This is a genomic window from Caballeronia sp. LZ043, assembly GCF_031451075.1.
Taxonomy (GTDB): domain Bacteria; phylum Pseudomonadota; class Gammaproteobacteria; order Burkholderiales; family Burkholderiaceae; genus Caballeronia.
On sequence record NZ_JARUXT010000002.1, the window covers coordinates 452,364 to 471,920 of the forward strand.

Annotated in this window: 22 protein-coding genes; 13 read left to right on the plus strand and 9 right to left on the minus strand. The window is 65.2% G+C overall.

All coding sequences use genetic code 11. The features are described from left to right. Window positions 1-6: 6 nt before the first annotated feature. The 4 genes from QCE64_RS15435 to QCE64_RS15450 all read left to right on the plus strand — a co-directional run bounded on the left by QCE64_RS15435 (window position 7) and on the right by QCE64_RS15450 (window position 3,695). A complete protein-coding gene (locus QCE64_RS15435) occupies window positions 7-1,140 on the plus strand; it encodes a pyridoxal phosphate-dependent aminotransferase (protein WP_309922313.1) in 1,134 nt (377 codons plus the stop codon). Window positions 1,141-1,156: 16 nt separating this feature from the next. After that, window positions 1,157-2,038: an alpha/beta hydrolase gene (locus QCE64_RS15440; protein WP_309922310.1), complete on the plus strand. Its 882-nt coding sequence runs from the start codon at window positions 1,157-1,159 to the stop codon at window positions 2,036-2,038. Then, window positions 2,035-3,288, plus strand: coding sequence for a hydantoinase/carbamoylase family amidase (locus QCE64_RS15445; protein WP_310004645.1), 1,254 nt, complete (start codon window positions 2,035-2,037; stop codon window positions 3,286-3,288). The genes QCE64_RS15440 and QCE64_RS15445 overlap by 4 nt, the downstream gene beginning before the upstream one ends. 62 nt (window positions 3,289-3,350) lie before the next feature. Next, a complete protein-coding gene (locus QCE64_RS15450) occupies window positions 3,351-3,695 on the plus strand; it encodes a DUF3140 domain-containing protein (protein WP_309922305.1) in 345 nt (114 codons plus the stop codon). A 12-nt stretch (window positions 3,696-3,707) separates the two neighbouring features. Here QCE64_RS15450 and QCE64_RS15455 read toward each other — a convergent pair whose 3' ends face one another. Both QCE64_RS15455 and QCE64_RS15460 read right to left on the minus strand, forming a co-directional pair. After that, complete coding sequence (locus tag QCE64_RS15455; RefSeq protein ID WP_310004647.1) at window positions 3,708-4,664, minus strand: zinc-binding alcohol dehydrogenase family protein; 957 nt, start codon at window positions 4,662-4,664, stop codon at window positions 3,708-3,710. After that, entirely contained in the window at window positions 4,661-4,939 is a 279-nt protein-coding gene (locus QCE64_RS15460) for a hypothetical protein (protein ID WP_310004649.1), read from the minus strand. The genes QCE64_RS15455 and QCE64_RS15460 overlap by 4 nt, the downstream gene beginning before the upstream one ends. Before the next feature lie 97 nt (window positions 4,940-5,036). Between QCE64_RS15460 and QCE64_RS15465 the strand changes: the two genes are divergently transcribed. The 6 genes from QCE64_RS15465 to QCE64_RS15490 all read left to right on the plus strand — a co-directional run bounded on the left by QCE64_RS15465 (window position 5,037) and on the right by QCE64_RS15490 (window position 8,826). Further along, entirely contained in the window at window positions 5,037-5,813 is a 777-nt protein-coding gene (locus QCE64_RS15465; protein WP_309922297.1) for a helix-turn-helix transcriptional regulator, read from the plus strand. A gap of 67 nt (window positions 5,814-5,880) precedes the next feature. Next, window positions 5,881-7,035 carry a phytanoyl-CoA dioxygenase family protein gene (locus QCE64_RS15470; protein ID WP_310004651.1) on the plus strand — a complete coding sequence of 385 codons (1,155 nt, stop codon included), beginning with the start codon at window positions 5,881-5,883 and terminating at the stop codon, window positions 7,033-7,035. 140 nt (window positions 7,036-7,175) lie between these two features. Next, complete coding sequence (locus QCE64_RS15475; protein ID WP_309922290.1) at window positions 7,176-7,346, plus strand: hypothetical protein; 171 nt, start codon at window positions 7,176-7,178, stop codon at window positions 7,344-7,346. A 3-nt stretch (window positions 7,347-7,349) separates the two neighbouring features. Further along, window positions 7,350-7,532, plus strand: a complete 183-nt coding sequence (locus QCE64_RS15480) for a DUF6726 family protein (protein WP_310004653.1) — start codon at window positions 7,350-7,352, stop codon at window positions 7,530-7,532. 1 nt (window position 7,533) lies between these two features. Beyond that, complete coding sequence (locus QCE64_RS15485; protein WP_309922287.1) at window positions 7,534-8,154, plus strand: hypothetical protein; 621 nt, start codon at window positions 7,534-7,536, stop codon at window positions 8,152-8,154. 18 nt (window positions 8,155-8,172) lie between these two features. Next, a complete protein-coding gene (locus tag QCE64_RS15490; protein ID WP_309932572.1) occupies window positions 8,173-8,826 on the plus strand; it encodes a flagellar basal body L-ring protein FlgH in 654 nt (217 codons plus the stop codon). A 15-nt stretch (window positions 8,827-8,841) separates the two neighbouring features. Here QCE64_RS15490 and QCE64_RS15495 read toward each other — a convergent pair whose 3' ends face one another. Continuing rightward, window positions 8,842-9,591: a response regulator gene (locus tag QCE64_RS15495; RefSeq protein WP_310004654.1), complete on the minus strand. Its 750-nt coding sequence runs from the start codon at window positions 9,589-9,591 to the stop codon at window positions 8,842-8,844. A gap of 233 nt (window positions 9,592-9,824) precedes the next feature. On the opposite strand from QCE64_RS15495, the gene QCE64_RS15500 reads away from it, so the two are divergent. Genes QCE64_RS15500 through QCE64_RS15510 form a run of 3 tightly spaced genes read left to right on the plus strand, consistent with a single transcriptional unit; the run spans window position 9,825 to window position 12,725 of the window. Beyond that, a complete protein-coding gene (locus QCE64_RS15500) occupies window positions 9,825-10,553 on the plus strand; it encodes a response regulator (RefSeq protein WP_309814658.1) in 729 nt (242 codons plus the stop codon). Window positions 10,554-10,557: 4 nt separating this feature from the next. After that, window positions 10,558-11,853, plus strand: a complete 1,296-nt coding sequence (locus tag QCE64_RS15505; protein WP_310004656.1) for an ATP-binding protein — start codon at window positions 10,558-10,560, stop codon at window positions 11,851-11,853. After that, window positions 11,850-12,725: a tyrosine-protein phosphatase gene (locus tag QCE64_RS15510; RefSeq protein ID WP_310004657.1), complete on the plus strand. Its 876-nt coding sequence runs from the start codon at window positions 11,850-11,852 to the stop codon at window positions 12,723-12,725. The genes QCE64_RS15505 and QCE64_RS15510 overlap by 4 nt, the downstream gene beginning before the upstream one ends. Before the next feature lie 158 nt (window positions 12,726-12,883). Here QCE64_RS15510 and QCE64_RS15515 read toward each other — a convergent pair whose 3' ends face one another. The 6 genes from QCE64_RS15515 to QCE64_RS15540 form a co-directional block, all read right to left on the minus strand. Further along, a complete protein-coding gene (locus QCE64_RS15515) occupies window positions 12,884-13,411 on the minus strand; it encodes a hypothetical protein (protein ID WP_310004658.1) in 528 nt (175 codons plus the stop codon). Window positions 13,412-13,437: 26 nt separating this feature from the next. Beyond that, window positions 13,438-13,896 carry a hypothetical protein gene (locus tag QCE64_RS15520; protein WP_309922271.1) on the minus strand — a complete coding sequence of 153 codons (459 nt, stop codon included), beginning with the start codon at window positions 13,894-13,896 and terminating at the stop codon, window positions 13,438-13,440. A 137-nt stretch (window positions 13,897-14,033) separates the two neighbouring features. Continuing rightward, window positions 14,034-14,318: a hypothetical protein gene (locus tag QCE64_RS15525; protein ID WP_309922268.1), complete on the minus strand. Its 285-nt coding sequence runs from the start codon at window positions 14,316-14,318 to the stop codon at window positions 14,034-14,036. An 87-nt stretch (window positions 14,319-14,405) separates the two neighbouring features. After that, a complete protein-coding gene (locus QCE64_RS15530; RefSeq protein ID WP_309932826.1) occupies window positions 14,406-15,422 on the minus strand; it encodes a lipopolysaccharide biosynthesis protein in 1,017 nt (338 codons plus the stop codon). A gap of 793 nt (window positions 15,423-16,215) precedes the next feature. After that, the gene (locus QCE64_RS15535) at window positions 16,216-17,991 is read right to left on the minus strand and encodes a tannase/feruloyl esterase family alpha/beta hydrolase (RefSeq protein ID WP_310004660.1); all 1,776 of its coding nucleotides are present in this window, start codon (window positions 17,989-17,991) and stop codon (window positions 16,216-16,218) included. 104 nt (window positions 17,992-18,095) lie between these two features. Beyond that, window positions 18,096-19,310, minus strand: a complete 1,215-nt coding sequence (locus QCE64_RS15540; protein ID WP_309922902.1) for a porin — start codon at window positions 19,308-19,310, stop codon at window positions 18,096-18,098. Window positions 19,311-19,557 lie beyond the last annotated feature (247 nt).

A 19,557-nucleotide genomic window follows, 5' to 3' on the forward strand; every position in this document is an offset into this window, starting at 1 on the left:
GACGACATGCGTCGATTCGAGGAACGCAACGCCTATTTCGACCGGCTCTGCAACAGCGAAGGGCTGATGTGGCTGGGCCAGAACACCAATCACTTCGAGCCGCATCCTGCCGTCCGCCAGGCCGTCATCGATGCACTCGATGGCGGCGAGTACCACGCCTATGCGCCGCCGCTCGGCTTCGAGGAGCTGCGGCAGCTGATCCGCGAGGACATCGGCTTGCCTGACGCGTCGGTGATGGTCACCGACGGCGCGGTGGAAGCGCTGTACAACGTCTGCCGCAACATCTGCGAAGCAGGCAAGGATTTCGTCACCACCAATCCGAGCTGGGCCTGGCCGATGCAGTTCGCCGCGCGCGCCGGCTCCCGCGTGATCGAACTGCCGATTTACTCGGCCGGCCAGCACTACAAGCTCACGCCCGCGCAATTGCGCGCGGCGGTGAACGAGAACACCGGCGTGATCTATCTGGTGGATCCGAACAATCCGCTCGGCACCTGTCATACGGAAGACGAGATTCGCGAGTTCGCGGAGATCGCGCGTTCGGTCGGCGCGTATTTCATTCATGACGCCACCTACTTCCAGTTCGCCGACAGCTTCACGCCCGCGTACCGCTTCTATCCCGAGAAGACCATCGTCACGTACAGCTTCTCGAAGTGGCTCGGTCTGGCGGGCATGCGGCTCGGCGCGGTGATCGCGCATCCGGATCTGATCGAACGCTTCGCTTCCGCGCCGCCGAACAATCTCGGCAGCAACGTGCTGTCGCAACGCGCGGCGATCGCCGGGCTGCGCACGAAGAACGATTGGTTTCCCGAGATCAACCGGCGTCAGCGGCGCAATCAGGCGGCGGTCGTCGAGGCGGCGAAGAATGTGGAAGGATTGAGCGTGCCGGTGTATCCGTCGCAGGCGAATCTGCTGGTCGTGGAAACCATCAACGCCGGCATCACGCCGGAAGCGCTGGTGGAGGCGTTCCAGGCCGAGCGCGTGATGATCCGTCAGGGCGCGTACCACACGAAGGAATTCGGGCATCGCTTCGTGAAGGTCAGTCTGACGGTGCCGGAAGCCTGGGCCGACCGCTTCTGCGAACTGCTGCCTTCGATGGTCGAGCGCGCGCGGTCCATCAAGCAGCCCGCGAATCAATTCTAACGAGGCCGGAACCGACATGCCGTATCTGAAAACCACCGACGATGTGAACCTGTACTACGAAGAAGCCGGCGAAGGCACGCCGCTCGTCTTCGTGCATGAATTCGGCGGCGACCTGCGCAGCTGGGAACCGCAGATGCGCTACTTCAGCCGGCGTTATCGCTGCATTGCCTTCGCGGCGCGCGGCTATGCGCCGTCCGACGTGCCCGACGACATCGAGCGCTATTCGCAGTCCATCGCCGCGCGCGATATCCGCGACGTGCTCGACGCATTGAAGATCGACCGCGCGCATATCGTGGGCCTGTCGATGGGCGGTTTCGCCACGCTGCACTTCGGGCTCGACTATCCGGAGCGTGCCCGTTCGCTGGTGGTCGCGGGCGCGGGCTATGGCGCGGAGAAGGCCTTCGAGGATCACTTCCGCGACGTGTCGCTGGAAGTCGCGAAGCAGTTCGAGGCGCAGGGCGCCGAGCAGTTCTCGAAGACCTATGCGCTGGCGGCATCGCGCATTGCGTTCCAGGTGAAGGACCCGCGCGGCTGGCTCGAATTCGCGACGATGCTCGGCGAACATTCGGCGCGCGGCTCGGCGCTGACGATGCGCGGCGTGCAGGCGCGCCGTCCATCCATCTATGACCTCGAAGCCCGTCTCCAGGCGATGACGGTGCCCACGCTGATCGTCGTCGGCGACGAGGACGATCATTGTCTTCAGCCCGGCATCTTCCTGAAGCGCACGGTGCCGGCGAGCGGACTGGTCGTGATGGCGAAGACCGGCCATACGCTCAATCTCGAAGAACCGGCGCTGTTCAATCAGCATGTCGCCGAGTTTCTAGCGATGGTCGAGCAGGACCGCTGGTTGCCGCGCGATCCGCGCGCGGTGCCCGCGCAGATCATGAAGACATCATGAGCGCGCCGGCACAGACCCGTGCGAGCGCGTTCGTCGATGAACAGCGTCTCGCCGGCCGGCTCGACGCGATGGCGCGCATCGGCGCCACGGAGAAGGGCGGCGTGAACCGGCAGGCGCTGTCGGCGGACGATGCGCAGGCGCAGCGCGAACTCGTGCGCTGGGGCGAAGCGCTGGGGCTCAAGCCGTCCGTCGATGCCATCGGCAATCTGTTCCTGCGCCTCGAAGGCACGGACGCGGACGCGGCGCCGGTGATGTCGGGATCGCATCTCGATTCGCAACCGACCGGCGGCAAGTTCGACGGCGTCTATGGCGTGCTGGCCGCCTTCGAGGCCGTGGAGGCGATCATCGCTTCGGGCGTGAGGCCACGTGCGTCCATCGATATCGTTGCGTGGATGAACGAGGAGGGCTCGCGTTTTGCGCCCGGCATGATGGGGTCGGCGGTGTTTGCGGGGGCGCGTGAACTGGATCAGGTACGCGCTGTGACGGACCAGGCTGGCGTCAGCGTGGCGGCGGCGCTCGCGGACGTGCGTGAATCCTTGCACGATGTGCCCGAGCGCGCGCTGGGGCTGCGGCCGGCCGCGTTCGTCGAAGCGCATATCGAGCAAGGGCCGATGCTGGAGAAGGAGGGATTGACCATCGGCGTCGTGACGGGCATTCAGGGCAAGCGCACGTTCAAGGTGCGCGTGGACGGCGAGGCCGCGCATGCGGGCACATCCACGCGCGCGGAACGCAAGGACGCGCTGCTCGCTGCCATCGCAATGGTGCAGGCGCTGGCCGATGCGATGCACGACGCCGAGGACATCGTTAAGTTCACAGTCGGACGTTTCGATGTCAAGCCGAGCGCGCCGTCGGTGGTGGCCAGTTCGGTGGACTTCTCCATCGACTTGCGGCATCCCGACTCGGACACGCTGACGCGTCTCGGCGACCGCATCGCGCCGATCTGCGAGGCGCATGCGGGCGTGTGCACGGTGCAGGTGACGGAGCTTTCCACGGCGATGTCGCTCGACTTTCCTGAACGGATGCGCGCGGTGATCCGTGAAGCCGCGGCAAGGCTCGATCTGCCGCATCGCGACATCCTGTCGACGGCGGGCCACGATGCACGCTATCTGCGTGCGGTGTGTCCGAGCGGCATGATCTTCGTGCCGTCGCATCTCGGGCTGACACACTGCGAGGCGGAATTCACGGCGTCGGCGGATCTGGCTGCCGGGACGCGCGTGCTTGCGGATGTGCTCGCCGAACTGGCTTCCTGACGGCGGGAGCGGGGCTTGCTGATTCGGCGTGCAAGGTCCGTTCGGCGTCAAAGGAGGCAAGCATGACCGCGCATCAGGATTCATCGGACGACGATGCAGAGACGTACGCGACGTTCAAGGCACTCGTCAACATGACGGCGTCGCAACTCGACAAATGGCTCGATACCGACGAGTCCCGCGAAGTTGGACAGAAGAACGACGGCGGAGAGTCGGTGGGGCACAAGTCGGGGCGGCACATCATCGAGATTCTCGGCAAGAAGAAAGCCGATCTCGGCACGGACGACTACGCGCACATGCGCAAGGTGAACGGCTATGTGAAGCGTCACCTCGCGCAGCGTCCGCATGAGGTCGAGCATTCGCATTGGCGTTACTCGCTGATGAACTGGGGACACGATCCGCTCAAATGAGCGCGCGTGCCCTCAGCCGTTCACGAACACGATGCGCTCGCGTCCGGCATCGTCATTCCAGTGGTCGGCGAGATGCGGCATCGGCACGGCTTTCGTATCCACGCGCAAGCCGCCTTCCGCCGCCGCATTCAACACCGCCTGCATGGCCGCGAACAGACGCGGCATGGCGACGCTCCCCAGGCCGCTGCCGAGCAGGCTGATCGCGCTCGATCGCAATACGGCCGCCGGCAGCGCGATCTCCTGTGCGCTCATCGAACCGATCTGCACGAAGCGCAGCGCGCGTTGTGCTTCGGATGCACGGGCGGCGGCAATCAGCAACGCCCGCGCGCTCGGCCCCCACAGATAGTCCAGCACGATATCGACGCCTTCCACGCAATGTGCTTCGAATGCGCGGCTCAGTGAGGCTTCGTCACTCTCCAGCGTGATGATCGTGTCCGCGCCCATGTCTCGCAGTTTCTCGAGCATCGCGCGATTGCGTCCCGTCGCGATGATCTTCCCCGCGCCGAGCCGCTTCGCCACCTGTACGGCAAGCTGCCCCGACGCGCCGGTCGCGCCGTTGATCCACACGGTCTCGCCGGCGACGAACTTCGCCCGCTCCGTGAGCGCCGCCCATGACGACATGCCAGGAATGGCGATGGCGGCGGCATCGATATCGTCGATGGAATCGGCCAGCGGCAAACAATGTTCGAGCGGCACCAGCGTGCGCTCGGCCATCGCGCCGAATGGCGCTACCGGACCGAAGAAGTAGACGCGCCGGCCATCGTCGAGACGGCCGGCGCCATCGACGCCCGCGACGAACGGATAGGTCTTCGACGACGAATAATGCTCGCCCGATGCCCGTCCGCGCGTCAGTCGGCTCAATGCCGAAGCGCCGACCTTCACGACGCCCTGTTCACGCGAGGCCACCGGTTCATCGAATTCAGCCCACACGGGTTGGGTGCCTGCCTGCTTGACGACTGCTGCTTTCATGCTTGCTCCTGTTTGATTGAGGCGCCGAGTTCGGCCAGCCATGCACGCAATTCGGGATCACGGATATCCAGCACGTCGAACAGGCCGAGCGCGAGCAACGCCGGCAAGGCTTCCTCGATGTCGCGTGCGGCCTCGGCGCGGCTCGCGGCACTCGCGTGCGGATCGCTCCACACGCGCGCGTTGACGAGGAACGCGCCGACCGTGCCCTTGCGGATCGTCGTGCCGTTGAGACGGGTTTCGTCGAGATGGTCGGGAAGCATCTGGCTGGCTTGCATTGCAACTGGCTCCGTGAGTGAAACAATGAAGCCGAGTCTAGACGTGCGCCCGAGGCCCGTCTCCGGTATAAAGGCCATTCGATACCGAAATCCGGCCATGAATACACCCCTGATTCGCCCCGAACTGGTGATGTCGCAGGACGGCCCGTTCCTCGCCGCCGCCGAGCTCACGCAAAGCGAGCCGCGCGAAGTGGCTTCGCACAGCCACGCGCGCGGCCAGTTGATGGGGGCGTCGAGCGGGCTGGTGTCGATTGGCGTCGATACGCGCCAGTGGGTCGTGCCCGCGGTTCATGCCATCTGGATTCCGCCGCATCGGGCGCATTCGGTGCGGTCCTACGGACCGTTCTCGGGATGGAGCGTGTTCGTGGCCGAGGCGCGTTGCGCGGCCTTGCCCGCCGAGCCGCGCGCCATTCGCGCCACGCCGCTGCTGCGTGAAGCGGTGCATCGCGCGTCGTCATGGCAGGACGACCTGCTCGATGCGGCGCGGACGCGCATCGCCGACGTCATCCTCGATGAACTCGCCGCCGCCCCCGAAGCGCCGTTTCATCTGCAGCGTCCGCGCGATCCCGCGTTGCTGAAGATCACCGACGCGCTCGCCAACGATCTCGCCGATAACCGCCGTCTCGAAGAATGGGCCGCGTGGGCGGGGGTATCGCCGCGCACGCTGAGCCGCCGCTTCATGGCCGACACCGGGCTGACCTTCGCGCAATGGCGTCAGCAGGCGCGCATGCTGCGGGCGCTGGAGCGTGTGGCCGATCGTGTCCCGGTGACGACCATCGCGCTGGAAACGGGCTACGAGAACATCAGCGCGTTCATCGACGTGTTTCGCCGCACGTTCGGGACGACGCCTGGGCGGTATCACGCAAGCGGCTGAACGCGTGAAGCTTGCCGGCGGGACGGTTCGGGATACTATCGTCGAACGGACAAGCGATGGAGGAGACATGAACCAGACGAACTGGTACGACGAGCACGCCTGTTCCCTCGATGACTTCGAACGCGACCTCGCGCAGGAAGAGGCGCATCCGCCGCGTCACGCTGCTTCGATTCAGCGAGGCATTCCGCTCTACGATTGCGCCGCGCTGGGCCGCGACCTGTCCGAACGCATGGCCTTGCAGGCTGAATGGGCCGAGGTCTTGCGCGCGGGCGCCGGCGTGCTGGTGCTGAAGCACGCCTATGCCGACACCGCCCCGATCGACGACGCCACCGCCGTCTTCGAAGACATCATCCGGCAGGAGCGCGAGCAGGGCACGAGCCGCGCGGATCACTTCGCGAAGGCCGGCGCGAACGACCGCATCTGGAACGCGCAGGAAAAGCTCTGCCTGCACGCGCCCGATGTCTTCGCGCGCTACTTCGCGAACCCGTTTCTCGCGTGCATGGCCGAAGCGTGGCTCGGCCCGGCGTATCAGATGACGTCGCAGGTGAATGTCGTACGGCCGGGCGGCGCGGCGCAGGAGGCGCATCGCGACTATCACCTCGGTTTCCAGACCGAAGAGGAAGTGCGCCGCTATCCCGCGCATGTTCACGCGATGTCGCCTTTTCTGACCTTGCAGGGCGCGGTGGCGCACAGCGACATGCCGGTGGAAAGCGGACCGACCAAGCTGCTGCCGTTTTCGCAGCGCTATGCACCCGGCTATCTCGCGTGGCGGCGTGCGGACTTTCGCGCGTACTTCGAGGCGCACTGCGTGCAATTGCCGCTCGAAAAGGGCGATGCGCTGTTCTTCAGCCCCGCGCTGTTCCATGCGGCGGGCGCAAACCACACGCGCGACGTGCAGCGCATGGCCAACCTGTTGCAGGTGTCGTCGGCCTACGGGCGGGCGATGGAATCGGTCGATCGCGCGCGCATGTGCGAAGCCGTGTATCCGGTCCTGAGCGAAAGCAAGTCCACGGGCCGCATGAGCGATGCAGAGATCGAGGCGGTCATCGCTTCGTGCGCGGAGGGCTATGCGTTCCCGACGAATCTCGATCGCGATCCGCCTTCGGGCGGTCTCGCGCCGTCGAGCCAGCAGGCGCTGCTGCGCGAGGCGCTGCATGAAGGCTGGCCCGTCGAGCGCTTTACCGATGCACTACGCCAGCACGCGTGGAAACGCATCACATAAAACAATCCGTAACGCGTGGGTAATGCCTCGTAAGCACTGACGAAAAGCGCATTTTTCTCAACCGATTGCCGTGCCTCGCGCCCGGAGAAGATGGCTGCCGTTGCAAGACGCAACGTCCATTTTCTTCAGGAGCGCGCAGCATGAACGTCAACAGTCCCCTCAACAGCCACGCGGTGCCGCAGACGGCGAACACCCTGCCGATCCGGCGCAACACCGAAGTCCCGGCCGCCGAAAGCATTCCCTCTACCACGACGAAGACGCCGGTGAGCAATCCCGCGCATCTCGGCAATCACGTCGATACGACCGCCTGAGCCATGCCTGCGATCGTTCGATTCGCGCTCGCGTGCGCGGCGCTCGCAGCGTGTCCGCTGACGCTCGAAGGCTGCGCGCTCGCCGCGCTGCCGTGCCGCGTGACGGCGGCGACGCTCAAGGTCGTGCCGGTGGTCGGCCACGCGGCAGCCACGCCGTTCGATGTGTGCGTCTCGGCGATTGACTGACATGAAACGCCTCCTTCTCCCCTGCGCGCTGTTCGCCGCGATGCTGTTGCCCGCGGCAGCACACGCGCAGCAGCCGTTCGACTTTCGCGGGCTGCGGCTCGGCGTGCCGCTGGATGTATTTCGCCGCGACGAGCCCGCGCGCGCCACGCCGCCGCGCAGCGTCGCGCTGTGCGACACCGACGTCGAATCGGCGGCGCTCGGCATGGTGCTGCGCGATCCGCACAGCCTGACCATCAGCTGCAAGTGGGCGCATCGCGGCGAGGCGGGATGGCAGGCGTCGCAAGCGGTCGTCGACGGCGCTCCCGCACGCGATCACGTGCTGCGTTTCGCCGCGATGCCGGGCGATCCCGCGCCGCGTTTGTATCGCATGTCGTTCGTGATCGATGCCCGCATGGCCGACGACTTCGGCGCGGCCTTGTCGTCGCGGTTCGGTGCGGGCCGCGTCGTGCGTGCAAACGGCTACCGGACGCGTCGCTGGGAGAACGCGTCGAGCTCCATCACGCTGGAGGCGAACGGCGCGTCGGCGACGGCGCGCGTGATCTATCGCCTGAAGGCCTACGAAACCTGGTTGCGCGAGACCGACGACAAATGGCGTCTCGCCGCCTTGCATGACACCCCTTGAATCCCGGAAAGCATCGTCATGAAATTGCCAGTCTTGTTGTGCGCATGTGCGCTGTCGGCGTGTTCGTCGTCGCGGTCCATCGTCGAGATGCCGACTTATGCGCCGGCCGTCGCGCAGCCGGTCAACGTCAACACGCTCGGCGCGATCTATCAGGCGGGCAGTTCCGTGTCGCTGTACGAGACCTCGCGCGCGCAGCGTGTCGGCGACGTGCTGACCATTCGCCTCGCCGAGTCTTACTCGGGCAGCAATACCGCCGATGCCAGCGCGAGCCGCGCGAGCAGCATCAGCGCCACGGCCGCCGATCAATCGACCGGCGCGGCCGCGCGCCTTGCACGCCTCTTCAACGTGGGCTCGGCGGATACGTCGTTCAAGGGCAACGGCAGCACCCGCAACCTGAGTGCGATGAGCGGCACGCTCGCGGTATCGGTGATCGGTACGCTGCCGGGCGGAAATCTCGTGGTCGCGGGCGACAAGATCATCGCGATGAGCGGCAATCAGGATCAGCTGCGCTTCTCCGGCATCGTCAATCCGAAGGACATCGAGGCGGGGAATTACGTGGCGTCGAACAAGGTGGCGAATGCGCGCATCGAACAGGCGGGCGTGGGCATGCTCGCCGATTCGACCACGATGGGATGGTTGCAGCATCTCTTCATGAGCGTGCTGACGTTCTGAGCTCAAGACATCGCGTCAGTGTGGCGGCCGCGCGGCAATGCGTCCCGCCGCGCTCGGATCGCCATGCGGCACGAAGATATAGCCCTGGCCCCAGACAGTCTGCACATAGCGCGGCTCGGACGGGTCGGTTTCCAGCAGACGGCGCAGCCGCCAGATCGATACGTCGAGACTGCGATCGCGATGCGCTCCCGCGCCGCGCAGATGCTCGTTCAGCTGCGCGCGCGAGAGCACGGTCATCTGATTCTTCACGAGCGTCTTCAGCAGCGCGAATTCACCCGAGCGCAGCGCGATGCGTTCGCCGTCGCGACGCAGCTCACGCGCGCTGAAGTCCATCTCGAAAGGACCGAAGCGATAGCTCGGACGCATCTCCGGCGCGCCCGGCACGAACGACGATGCGCCGTTGCGGCGTCGCAGGATGGTGCGGATGCGCGCCAGCAGTTCGCGCGGATCGAAGGGCTTGCCGAGATAATCGTCCGCGCCGAGTTCGAGTCCGATCACGCGATCCAGTACGTCCGAGCGCGCGGTGAGCAGGATCACGGGAACGTCGTCGTGGGCGTGGCGCAGTTCACGCAGCGCGCTGATGCCGTCCTTGCCGGGCATCATCACGTCGAGCACGACCAGCGCGGGCCGCAGGCTCTGCACGGCGCTTTTGAGCGCGATGCCGTCGTCCAGCACCGACACTTCGAGGCCGTGTTGCGTCAGGAAGCCGCGCACGTGTTCGCGCACGACGGGGTCGTCGTCGACCATGAGTACATGTGATGTCATGCGCCGATTCTATGTTCGGCATCGGCGGCCTGGCCATCGCGCGAAACTTTCCATTTCTTTCTGTTACGGGATTCCGGGAGCGTGACGAACGCCGCTTGCGTCCGTGGCGAAAGGCCTGACGGGCCATGGCGTGCAGGGAAGCAAGGGCGCGGCGCGTACTGCCGTAAGAATCGGTAATGTGCCGAATAAAGTGGCGCGTGCCGATTGGAATAAGCACCGAATAAAATTTCGATATGGCTACATCGGTTCTGATCGTCGACGACGATTCCGCGGTGCGCGATCTGCTGCGCCGCTTCTTTCATACGCAAGGCATCGAGGTTTCCGTGCTGCATGACGGCGCGGGGCTGCGCCGTCGGCTGGAACTGGAGCGTCCTTCCATCGTCGTGCTGGACATCATGATGCCGGATACCGACGGCCTGCGCGCGCTGCGCGATCTGCGCGCGGCGGGCGAGGACATTCCGGTGATCTTCGTGACGGGCTGCGACAGCGTGGCCGAGAAGATCGCGGGACTGCAAACCGGCGCGGACGATTACCTCGCGAAACCCTTTGATCCACGCGAACTGCTCGCGCGCATCGAAGCCGTGCTGCGGCGTCGCGCGAGCACGCCGAGCCAGCCCGAACGCTGCGCGCGCGAACGCTTCGGACGCTTCGAGGTGGACTTCGTCACGCGCGCGCTGATCTGCGGCGAGAAGCGCATTCCGTTGCGCGAGAGCGAGTTCGCGTTGCTCAAGGTCTTCATCAAGCATCCGTACAAGGTGCTGTCGCGGGTCTTGCTGCACGATCTCGTCCATCGCGACGACCTGCCGTTCCGCGACCGTGGCCTCGACGTGCCGGTGTGGCGGCTGCGTCGTCTGATCGAAGACGATCCGTCGCAACCGCGTCACTTGCAGACCGTGCGCGGACAAGGCTTTGTCTTCGTGCCCGATGGGGAAGACGCCGCACACGAACGCATCCGGACTTAAGGCGATGCGTCTGGCTGCTTTCTCGCCGCGCGTCATTGCGGATACCTTGTTCGGGCGCATGGCGCTGCTGTCGGTCTGCGTGCTGCTGGTGCTGCAGGGCGGATGGTTCGCGATGCTGCATATACAAGCGCCGCACAAGGAAGCCGATGGCTACGCACGCGCGCTGCTGATCGTGCTGGAAGCCGCGCACAACGACGTGACCCTCGGCGGCAAGCTGATGCGCGAGACGCGTGTGCATATCGTGCCGGTCTGGAACATGCCGGAACCGCTCGAACTCCAGGATCCGCTGACTACGCGGCACGCGCATCTCGCGAAGCAGATTGCCGATGGCTTGCCGCCGGGCTCGCAGATCGCCATCGACAGCATCGGGCGCAAGATGCCGCGCCTGTGGGTGCGCTATCCGTCGAGCGCGTTCTGGATCGTCACGCCCATCGACCTGCCGCCGCCCGCGCCCATCTTCACCGAGTCCCTCGTGTTGCTGTGCGGCGCGTTGCTGCTGTCGCTGTTCGTCACCTGGCAACTGCAACGTCCGCTGGCGCGGGTCGCGCAGGCCGCGCGGCGCTTCGGCGGCGGCGAGCGTCCGGTGCCGGTGGGCGAACGGGGTCCGCGCGAGTTGCGCGATCTGATCGGTGCGTTCAACCAGATGGTGAGCAAGATCGCCGAGGCCGATGACGACCGCGCGGTCATGCTCGCCGGCATCGCGCACGATCTGAAGGCGCCGCTCACGCGTCTGTCGCTGCGCGCGACGGTGCTCGCGAAGGACGAGCGCGAACGCGCGCATTTCCTGCGCGACATCGATTCGATGACGCGCATCGTCCAGCAGTTCCTGGAGTTCGCCGCGCGTGCGCCGTCCGAAAGCGCGCCGGCGGGCGTGGATGCATTCATCGCGGAACAGTTCGCTGCGCCCGAGGATGGCGACGATGCGCTGTTCCGGCTGTCGCTGCATGCGGGCGATGGGTTCGTGCTGCCGCGCACCTTCATCGACCGGCTGCTGACCAATCTCGTCGATAACGCGTTCGAGCATGGCGAGCCGCCTGTGGAGATCAGGACTGCGCGGCTGGGTGCCGACTGGCTAATCGAAGTGCGCGATCACGGTCCCGGCATTCCTGACGCGCAACTCGACGACGCGCTGCGCCCGTTCGTGCGGCTCGATCCCGCGCGCAGCGGCAACGGGCATTGCGGGCTGGGTCTTGCCATTGTCGAGCGTCTTGCGCGCGAACAGCAGGGCCGCTGTGAGATCGGCAATGCCGAGGGCGGCGGGCTGATCGTGCGTATCGTCATTCCCGTTCAATCAACATGATCGTCACTTCGCTCCCTCCGACCTCGCGTCGCGCCTTCCTGCGCGGCGCCGCGCTCCTCTCGACCGCATTCGGCGCGAGTGCGCTGCTGTCCGCATGCGGCGGGGGAAGCGATGAAGCCGCCGTGGCGGAGATGCCGCGCGTGACATCGGTGGAGAATTTCCGCGACGTGGCGGGTATCGGCGATGGCTATGCCTCCGTCGATGGACGCCGTCTGCGGCGTGGCGTGTTCTATCGCTCGGGCGCGTTCACGCCCAATGACGCCGACGCCGCCACGCTGGCGCGGCTCGGTCTGCGCGCGCTGCATGATCTGCGCATGGTGGCCGAGGCTTCGCTGGCGATGGATCGCGTGCCGGCGAATGCGGTGCGCGAGACGCATGAAGTCGCGCCGATCGACGTCGTCTCCGCGATGCCGCGCGACGCGGCGGCGGCAAGCGCATGGATGATCGATCGGCAGCGCAAGCTGGTCACGGATCCGGTGGCGCGGTTGCAATTCGGTCTGCTGCTGACGCGGCTGGCGCGCGTCAGCGGGCCGCAAGTGATCCATGGCGCAGTGGGCAAGGACCGGACCGGCTGGGCGGCGGCACTGCTGCTGGCCATCGCGGAAGTGCCGCTCGACGTGATCATCCAGGACTATCTGCTGACCAACACGGCGGCCCAGCCGCAGATCGCCGCGCGCATGCAGGCGCACGCGGCGCGGCTCGGTACGGCTACGGCAATCGTGGCGCCGCTGTATCAGGCGCAGAGCGCGACGATCGAAGCCGCGTTCGACGAGATGGTGGGCAGCTTCGGCACGCTCAATGACTATCTGTCGCAAGGGCTGTCGTTGAGCGGGGACGACATCGGCATGTTGCGCGCGAAGCTGCTGGCCTGATGCCACGCGCTCATTGCATAAAAAAACGGCTCGCCTGAGACAGGTGAGCCGCAAGAGGGATCGGTACAACTCGTACTACGCAGGCAGATTAGCACCGCCGCATTGTTCCTTGAGCCGATGGAAAGATGCGGAAAGGAAGGTGCATTTCATCGTGCATTTCATGGCGCCTGCGCCACCACCATGCGCTCCACCAGCGCGTCCAGCTTCTGCCGGGCGCTGGCGAAGCGGTCCATGCTGAGGCCGTTGGTTTCATAGCGCGCGGTGACGAGGATCTGGCCGCGCCGCACCAGCGTCAGATCGATGGCGGACAGATACGACACCGGATTGCTGCTGAATGCATGCTTGTCCCAGCTCGTGGTCGCGGCATAGACGAGCATGGCCTCGCAGCCGGGCGGCGACGTGCCGGGGTTATAGACGGTCGAATTGACGCCGCGCCGCTGCAACGAGACTTGCAGATTCGGCACGAAGTCGCCGGTCGCGACCGTCTGGTTCAGTTCGATGCAAACCGATTGCAGCGCCGCCGGCTCGCCCGTCACCGAAGTCGGCGACGAATAGTTCGACGCCACCGAAAAGCCGGCCTGCACGAGCGAGCCGGCGGCATCGGCTGCGGTGATCAGCGTCCATGTGCAGCCGGTCAGCGCGCTCGCGCCGAGGAGCGTCAGCGCGAGAGAGAAGCGCCCGGGCATGGCGGTGTCGTTGTGTCAGGGTTGGCTCAGCGCACGACGCGCAGGCGCACCGTGTTCGCCCCTTCGATCGTGGCGGTGAGCGTCGTGGCGCGAGTCGTCTCCGCCGTGCGCAGGACGAAGCGCTGGCGCGTGGCGGTGTTGATGTCGTGACGCACATCCGGGAAGCATGAGGCGATGTCCGCACCGAGTTCCTGCAACGGGTCGGCGACCACGCCGTCCGCTTGCCAATGGGCACGCCAGCGGCAATCGTAGGTGTGCGCGCTGCCGCGACACACGCCCTGGCCCGGCGAACCGGCGGGAAGCAGCGGGCGGCCTTGCGCGAGCGTGCCGAACGACGGCGCCGCGACGATCGTCTGCAATGCCGTGCAGACGTCAGGCAGATCAACGGCCGCGGCGGGGAGCATCGGCGCGAGCAGCACGGCGGCGGCGAGCGCGCGGCCCAGCGCGAGGGTGAAGGAGCGGGTGGCGATGTGTTGAGCTTGCATGACCTGGCGTAATTGTCGAATGAGGAACAGCATCGTCGCGCATGGACGCGTGTCCCGATCCGGCGAGCAACACGCCGATTCGACAAGTTGTTTCCAGGTATTAACCGGCAGCTTCAGGCTCGAGCTCTGACGCAAACTCAAACGAACAGCGAGATGATGCCGCCGATCGTCGCCGCGGCCGCGACCCATTTGCCCGCGGTGTAGAAGCCGTTGGCATCGGTGGCCTGCACCTCGGGGCGTTCGAGGCCCAGCGCGCCATACGCGAACGACTTCACCGACGAAGGGTCGGTCGTCTGCGTCGCGGTGTCGTCTGACGAGGTGTCTGCATCAGTGCTTGTGGTATCAGCATCGGCCATGCGGCGCGGCGCGGGCGCGTCCGCGCTCACGTAGGCACTCGTGGTGGTCGCACCGGAGATCTGCATCGCTATCCTCGTCGTTATCGGTCTGGCGGACTGCAATAACGGCGAGCCGCACGCATGCTTGAACGCGCGGTCCTTTCCCTTTCTTACTTACATCGGGTGGCTTTGCACGAAGCTCTTGTACGAGTAGTACGCGGGCTTCTTCGTGGTGCCGTCGCCCTCGATCAGACCGTAGTTGCCTTCGCTGTCGTCGTAGAGCTGGAAGCCCTGGATGGACTGGATGTTGTACTTCGACGCGACGTTCACATACTGCGCCATCATCGTGTCGCCGGTGATGTACGACGCGATCTGGTTGTACGAGCCATAGTCGGGCCGCACGCCGAACTCGTTGATCCAGATGGGCTTGCCCATGTTGTGCAGCACCTGCAGCACGTCATGGCAGCCCGTGCCGCCGCAGGCGTTGGTGATGTCGCCTTCGTTCGAGTACCAGTGCCACGAGGTGATGTCCCACGACACGGTGGGATGTCCCCACGTACCGTCCGGCTGCGAGCCGTCCGCGAGCATCTGGAAGAACGCATAGTGCAGCCAGGTGCCGCCGAGCACGATCTTCGCCGAAGCATCCACCGACTTCACGCCTGCGATCATGCCGCGAATCGCGCCGCGCGCAAGCATGTACGAGCTGTTGTTGTAGTGGTTCCAGAGCACGCCGTCCACGTTGCCGTTGAGCGTCTTCGCTTCGAGTTCGTTGCCCACCTCGTAGTACGCGTAGTGATACGAACTGGCGGTCTGCTGGCCGAGCTGATAGCCGGCGTGATAGGCATCGTCTTCGCTGTTGTAGTTCAGGTTCGCCATCAGCACGGGATACATCGTCACGCCGCCATCGGCCATGACCTTCGCGACCTTGGCCAGCGCCGCTGCCGATGTCGAGCTATAGACGTCGTTGCGATAGATGGTCGCGCCGAGATCCTGGAGCTGCGCGAGCTGGGTCTGCGGACTGGTGGCGTCGTACGCGCCGCCGTTGGTGTTATGTCCGTTCATGCCGTAGAAGATCGAGCCGTTGCTCGCGGCCTTCGACGTGGCCTTGGGCGTCGCGGCCTTGCCCGTGGCGGCATCCACTGCGCTGTCGTTGCCGCCGCCGCAAGCGGCGAGCAGTGCGCTCGCGAGCATCGTGGCGATCAACGCGGCGCGTCTGGGTGTGTGAAGGGACGAGGATGTTGAAGCTTGGGTCGATGGTTTCATGAACATGAGGATGGCGAATCAAACGGTTCGAATTGAGAGCTTCCAGTTCGGTAAAGCCGCCAGTCTTATTTCGAACGGGCGTTAGTTATCCGAAGAACAACAGGCGAACGAACGCGGCTCCCGGTCGTGTGACGGGGAGTCGTGCGGTCCAGGTTGTACTGGCTTGGCTTATCCACATGCCGACGCGCATGGATCACCATGCGTTCGGGGCGCGGACGCCGCCGGGCCATATGCATGGCGAGCGGCTTGACGAGTCACGCCGAACGGATTCGACGTGACGTCGGTAACATGTGCTGTGATGGCCCGCGAGATACGTCAGATTTACTAACTAACAGGCGGATTGGGTGTGCCGTCGAAAACATTGCGGGACAACCATCGCAGCGGGGGAAAGATTACTTCGATACGAAGTGGAAGTAAACCGGACAGCCGGAAAAAACATCTTCGTACGAAGGCGGCCGCGAAAGTTTGTTCTGTGTTTAATGGTCCTTATCGCAGCCGTTTTCATGCATCAGGCGTGATACCGATTACGTCCTTTCTCCTCATAGGAATACGTGGTTCAGGGAAGTACCGGCGGTTGATAAGCAAGCGTTGGCGCGAGCAGCCATAGCAGAGTGAGCACGTGCACGGTGCTGCAGATGAACTGCGCGAACGTGAAGCCGATGACCACCCAAACGACTCGCGAGCCGCACCGCATGAGAGGCGGTGCGGCTGGGGCGAGTGCTCAGGGCGCCGCTACACCCTGCGTCTTTGGCGTGTACGAGGTATAGAAGCTCGCACCCGCCCACGCCGGCAACGCGTCGGTGACGAGCGGCGCACCCTGCGTCCAGTTGGCGCCGTCGTGCCAGTCACCATTGCCGCTGAACTTCGCGACCGCCGGATACGGATACACCGGACGCGAAGCGGTCACCTTGCTGTCGGCATCGGTCTGATAGCTCATGACCGCATTCGGCGCCGATCCCTGCTCGACCCAGCCCGTGATCTGCGACACCAGGTCGATGTTCGGGAAGCCTTCGCCGCCGCCGCAATGCCCGACGCCCGGCACCACATACAGCCGCGAGAACGCGCTGGCGTTGGCTTCGCCCATCGTCTGCTGCACGGCCTCGTAATAGCGGATCGTGAAGAGCGGCGAGATGTGCTGGTCGGCCCAGCCATGCCACAGGATCAGCTTGCCGCCCGCGTTCTTGAACGCCGAGAGGTCGGGACTCGTGGCGTCGTTGAGCGGATGGTTGGCTTGCAGATAGGTCGGATAGAAGCTCGCGTCCTGATAGCCGAAGGTATCGACAGTCGGTATAGCCGGCGATCCCGTGAAGATCAGGTTGTATGCGCCGCTCACGATCATGTAGCTGAACAGGCTCGTGACGGGCACCGCGGCGTCCGTGGAGTTCGAGGTCGGCACTTCCACGCCGATCCAGTTCGCTTCCGAGCCATATTGCGGCGAACCGCCGAGCATCGGCATGCCGGTGCTTGCATCGCTGGGGCCGCTGTAGATCTTCGTCGCGGTGGCGACTTCGGCGGCGGTGAGACACGTGCTGGTGTCGGTCGCGCTCGCGGCGCACTGGATGGTCGCGGGATTGAAGTGGCACGTGCGCGGATCGGCGAGCAGGCCATCCGGCACGCCCGCCTGACCGCCGCACGCCGCGACCACCGCCTTGTGCAGCAGCTGCGCCTTGTCGGCGTACAGGACGGCCTTGCCCGCGCTGGTGCCGGTCGTGCTGTTCGAGACCACGTTCCAGCCGTGATAGAGCGAGTTCTGAATCTGGAAGTGCGCGGCCGGCGCGCCCGCGACGATGCCGTTGTAGTCCGACGGATAACGTTGCGCCGCCATCAGCGCCTCGCGCCCGCCGTCCGAGCAGCCGACGAAGTACGAATACTTCTGCGTTTGCCCGTAATAGGCCTTGATGAGCTTCTTCGCGGCGAGCGTGGTGATGTGCTGGCCGCGATAGGCGAAGTCGGCCTGCTTCTGCGGATCGGTGCTCCAGGACGCATCCTGTCCCGAGTGGCCCATGTCGGTGGCCGCCGTCACGAAGCCGCCCTGCTGTACGAGCGGGCAGGTGTAGCTGAAGCTGAACGAGCTTTGTTTGGTCGGATCGCTGAGATTGCCGCACAGGCCGCCGCAGCCGAGCGCGGCGAAACGCTGGGTCCACGAATCGACCGGCAAGGCGACTTCGAAGGTGTTGGCCGGCGCGAGCGTGCCCTTCACCGTGCAGAAGTTGACCGATGCGCCATTGACGGTCGCGGCCGTGACGGTCGCGGAGGTGATGGTGCTGCCTGCGCCGCCTACGTCGCTGAGATCGACGGATGCCAGTTTCGAACAGTCGGTGACGGGCTTCACGACTGTCAGCGGAGTGTTCGAAGTTGCCCCGCTACTGTCATTGCCGCCGTTGCCGCCGCACGCGGCGAGGAAGGCAGCGGCGAGGCCGCACGCGAACACCGAGCACAACGATGCGGCCCGCGCGCGCGTGGCCGCGACGAGCCTTCCGGAAACCAGAGCTCTCATGGTTCTCTCCTGAAATTTCTTGTGATGTCGAACAGCGGAAGACAGCCTGCGCGACTGTGCGTTAATGTCCGTCACTGTCTGCGCAGACTGGATGACACTGGATGTCAGAAGCGATGGATGATGCCGACCCCAGCCGCGAACATGCTGCGCGAGGCCGAGGGCGCGCCCTGGAAACCATCGCCGATGGACGCGTTCGCCGCGGTCTGACGGTTGGCCGTCGTGCCCGACGGCACCGCCAGCGTGCGGCCGTTGGCGCGCTGGAAGGCTTCGAGCGCGTAGAGTCCGGTGCGTTTCGAGAGCGAGTAATACTGCGAGAGGTTGAACTGGTGATATGAGGCGGCATCGTCGATGCCGTTCGCCTTGCTCGCCCACGTATAGCTGTAGCCCGCCGCGAAGTCCCAGGCGGCCGTCGCCTTCCAGTGCAGCACCGAACCGACTGTGTTGAACACGGCTTCGTCGGTGAAGAGCGAATTGACGCCGGGAATGTATTGCACGTTCGAATACGTGACCGAGACGTCCCACGCACTGTTGATCTGATAGCCGCCCGCGACGGCGAAGCGCTGTTGCGCCTGGGCCCGCTGGTAGCCCGCCGTGATCGCCGAGACGCCGGCCTGACCGGAGCCATCGGTGGCGCTGGTGCTGTTGATCGTGGTCGAACTGCTGCTGTAGATGCCGCCGCCGTTCGCCGCGTTGTTGATGCGCGAGAACGCCACCGTGCCGCCGATCGGGCCCTGCTGATACTGGATGGCAGCGGACCATGTCGAGCCCTGATACGCGCTGTCCGGCACGCCGGCGAGCGAATACGAGCCGCTGACGGTGAAGCCGTATAACTTCGGCGAGGTGTAGACCACCGAGTTGTTCGCCCGGTAGATGGTGTCCATGCCGTCGAGATCGCCGGGATGCGCGCCGAAATAGCCGGTCAGCCAATTGGTCGGGCTATAGGGCGAAAGCAGCGTGTAGTACGACGCGTACTGGCGTCCCAAGGTGAACGTGCCATAGGCCGGATTGGTCAGCCCGACCCAGGCCTGGCGGCCGAACATCGCGTTGGTGAACTGCTGGCCGCCGCTGTTGATGTCGAAGCCGGATTCCAGCTGGAAGATGGCCTTGTTGCCGCCGCCGAGATCTTCGGCGCCCTTCAGCCCGAAGCGGCTGCCTGCCCAGATGCCCGAGGCCATCTTGACGTTCGAGCGCCCCGCATTGGATTTCGCGAGATTCGTCTGGCTGCTTTGATAGACGATCGAATCGTCGACGATGCCATACAGCGTCACGCTGCTCTGGGCGAATGCGGGCGCCGCGACGACCGCCGTGCCTGCGATCATGCCCGCACCCAGACGCTGCAACGGCGTCAGCTTTTTCAGTGAATGTCTCACTCTTGTATGCCCCTTCCTGGATTGTCGTTGGTGTGCATGTGCGAAGGCGGGATGCATGGTGCGCCGCACGCCTGCGGAACCGAACGTACTCCGATGGATCGGGGCAAACAGAAAGGGTTAACCAGCGGGTGAATCCGCTTGCGAGATGCGCGAGACGTGCCCGGGCCTTGTCCGAAGCGGCGCATGCGGGCGCTAC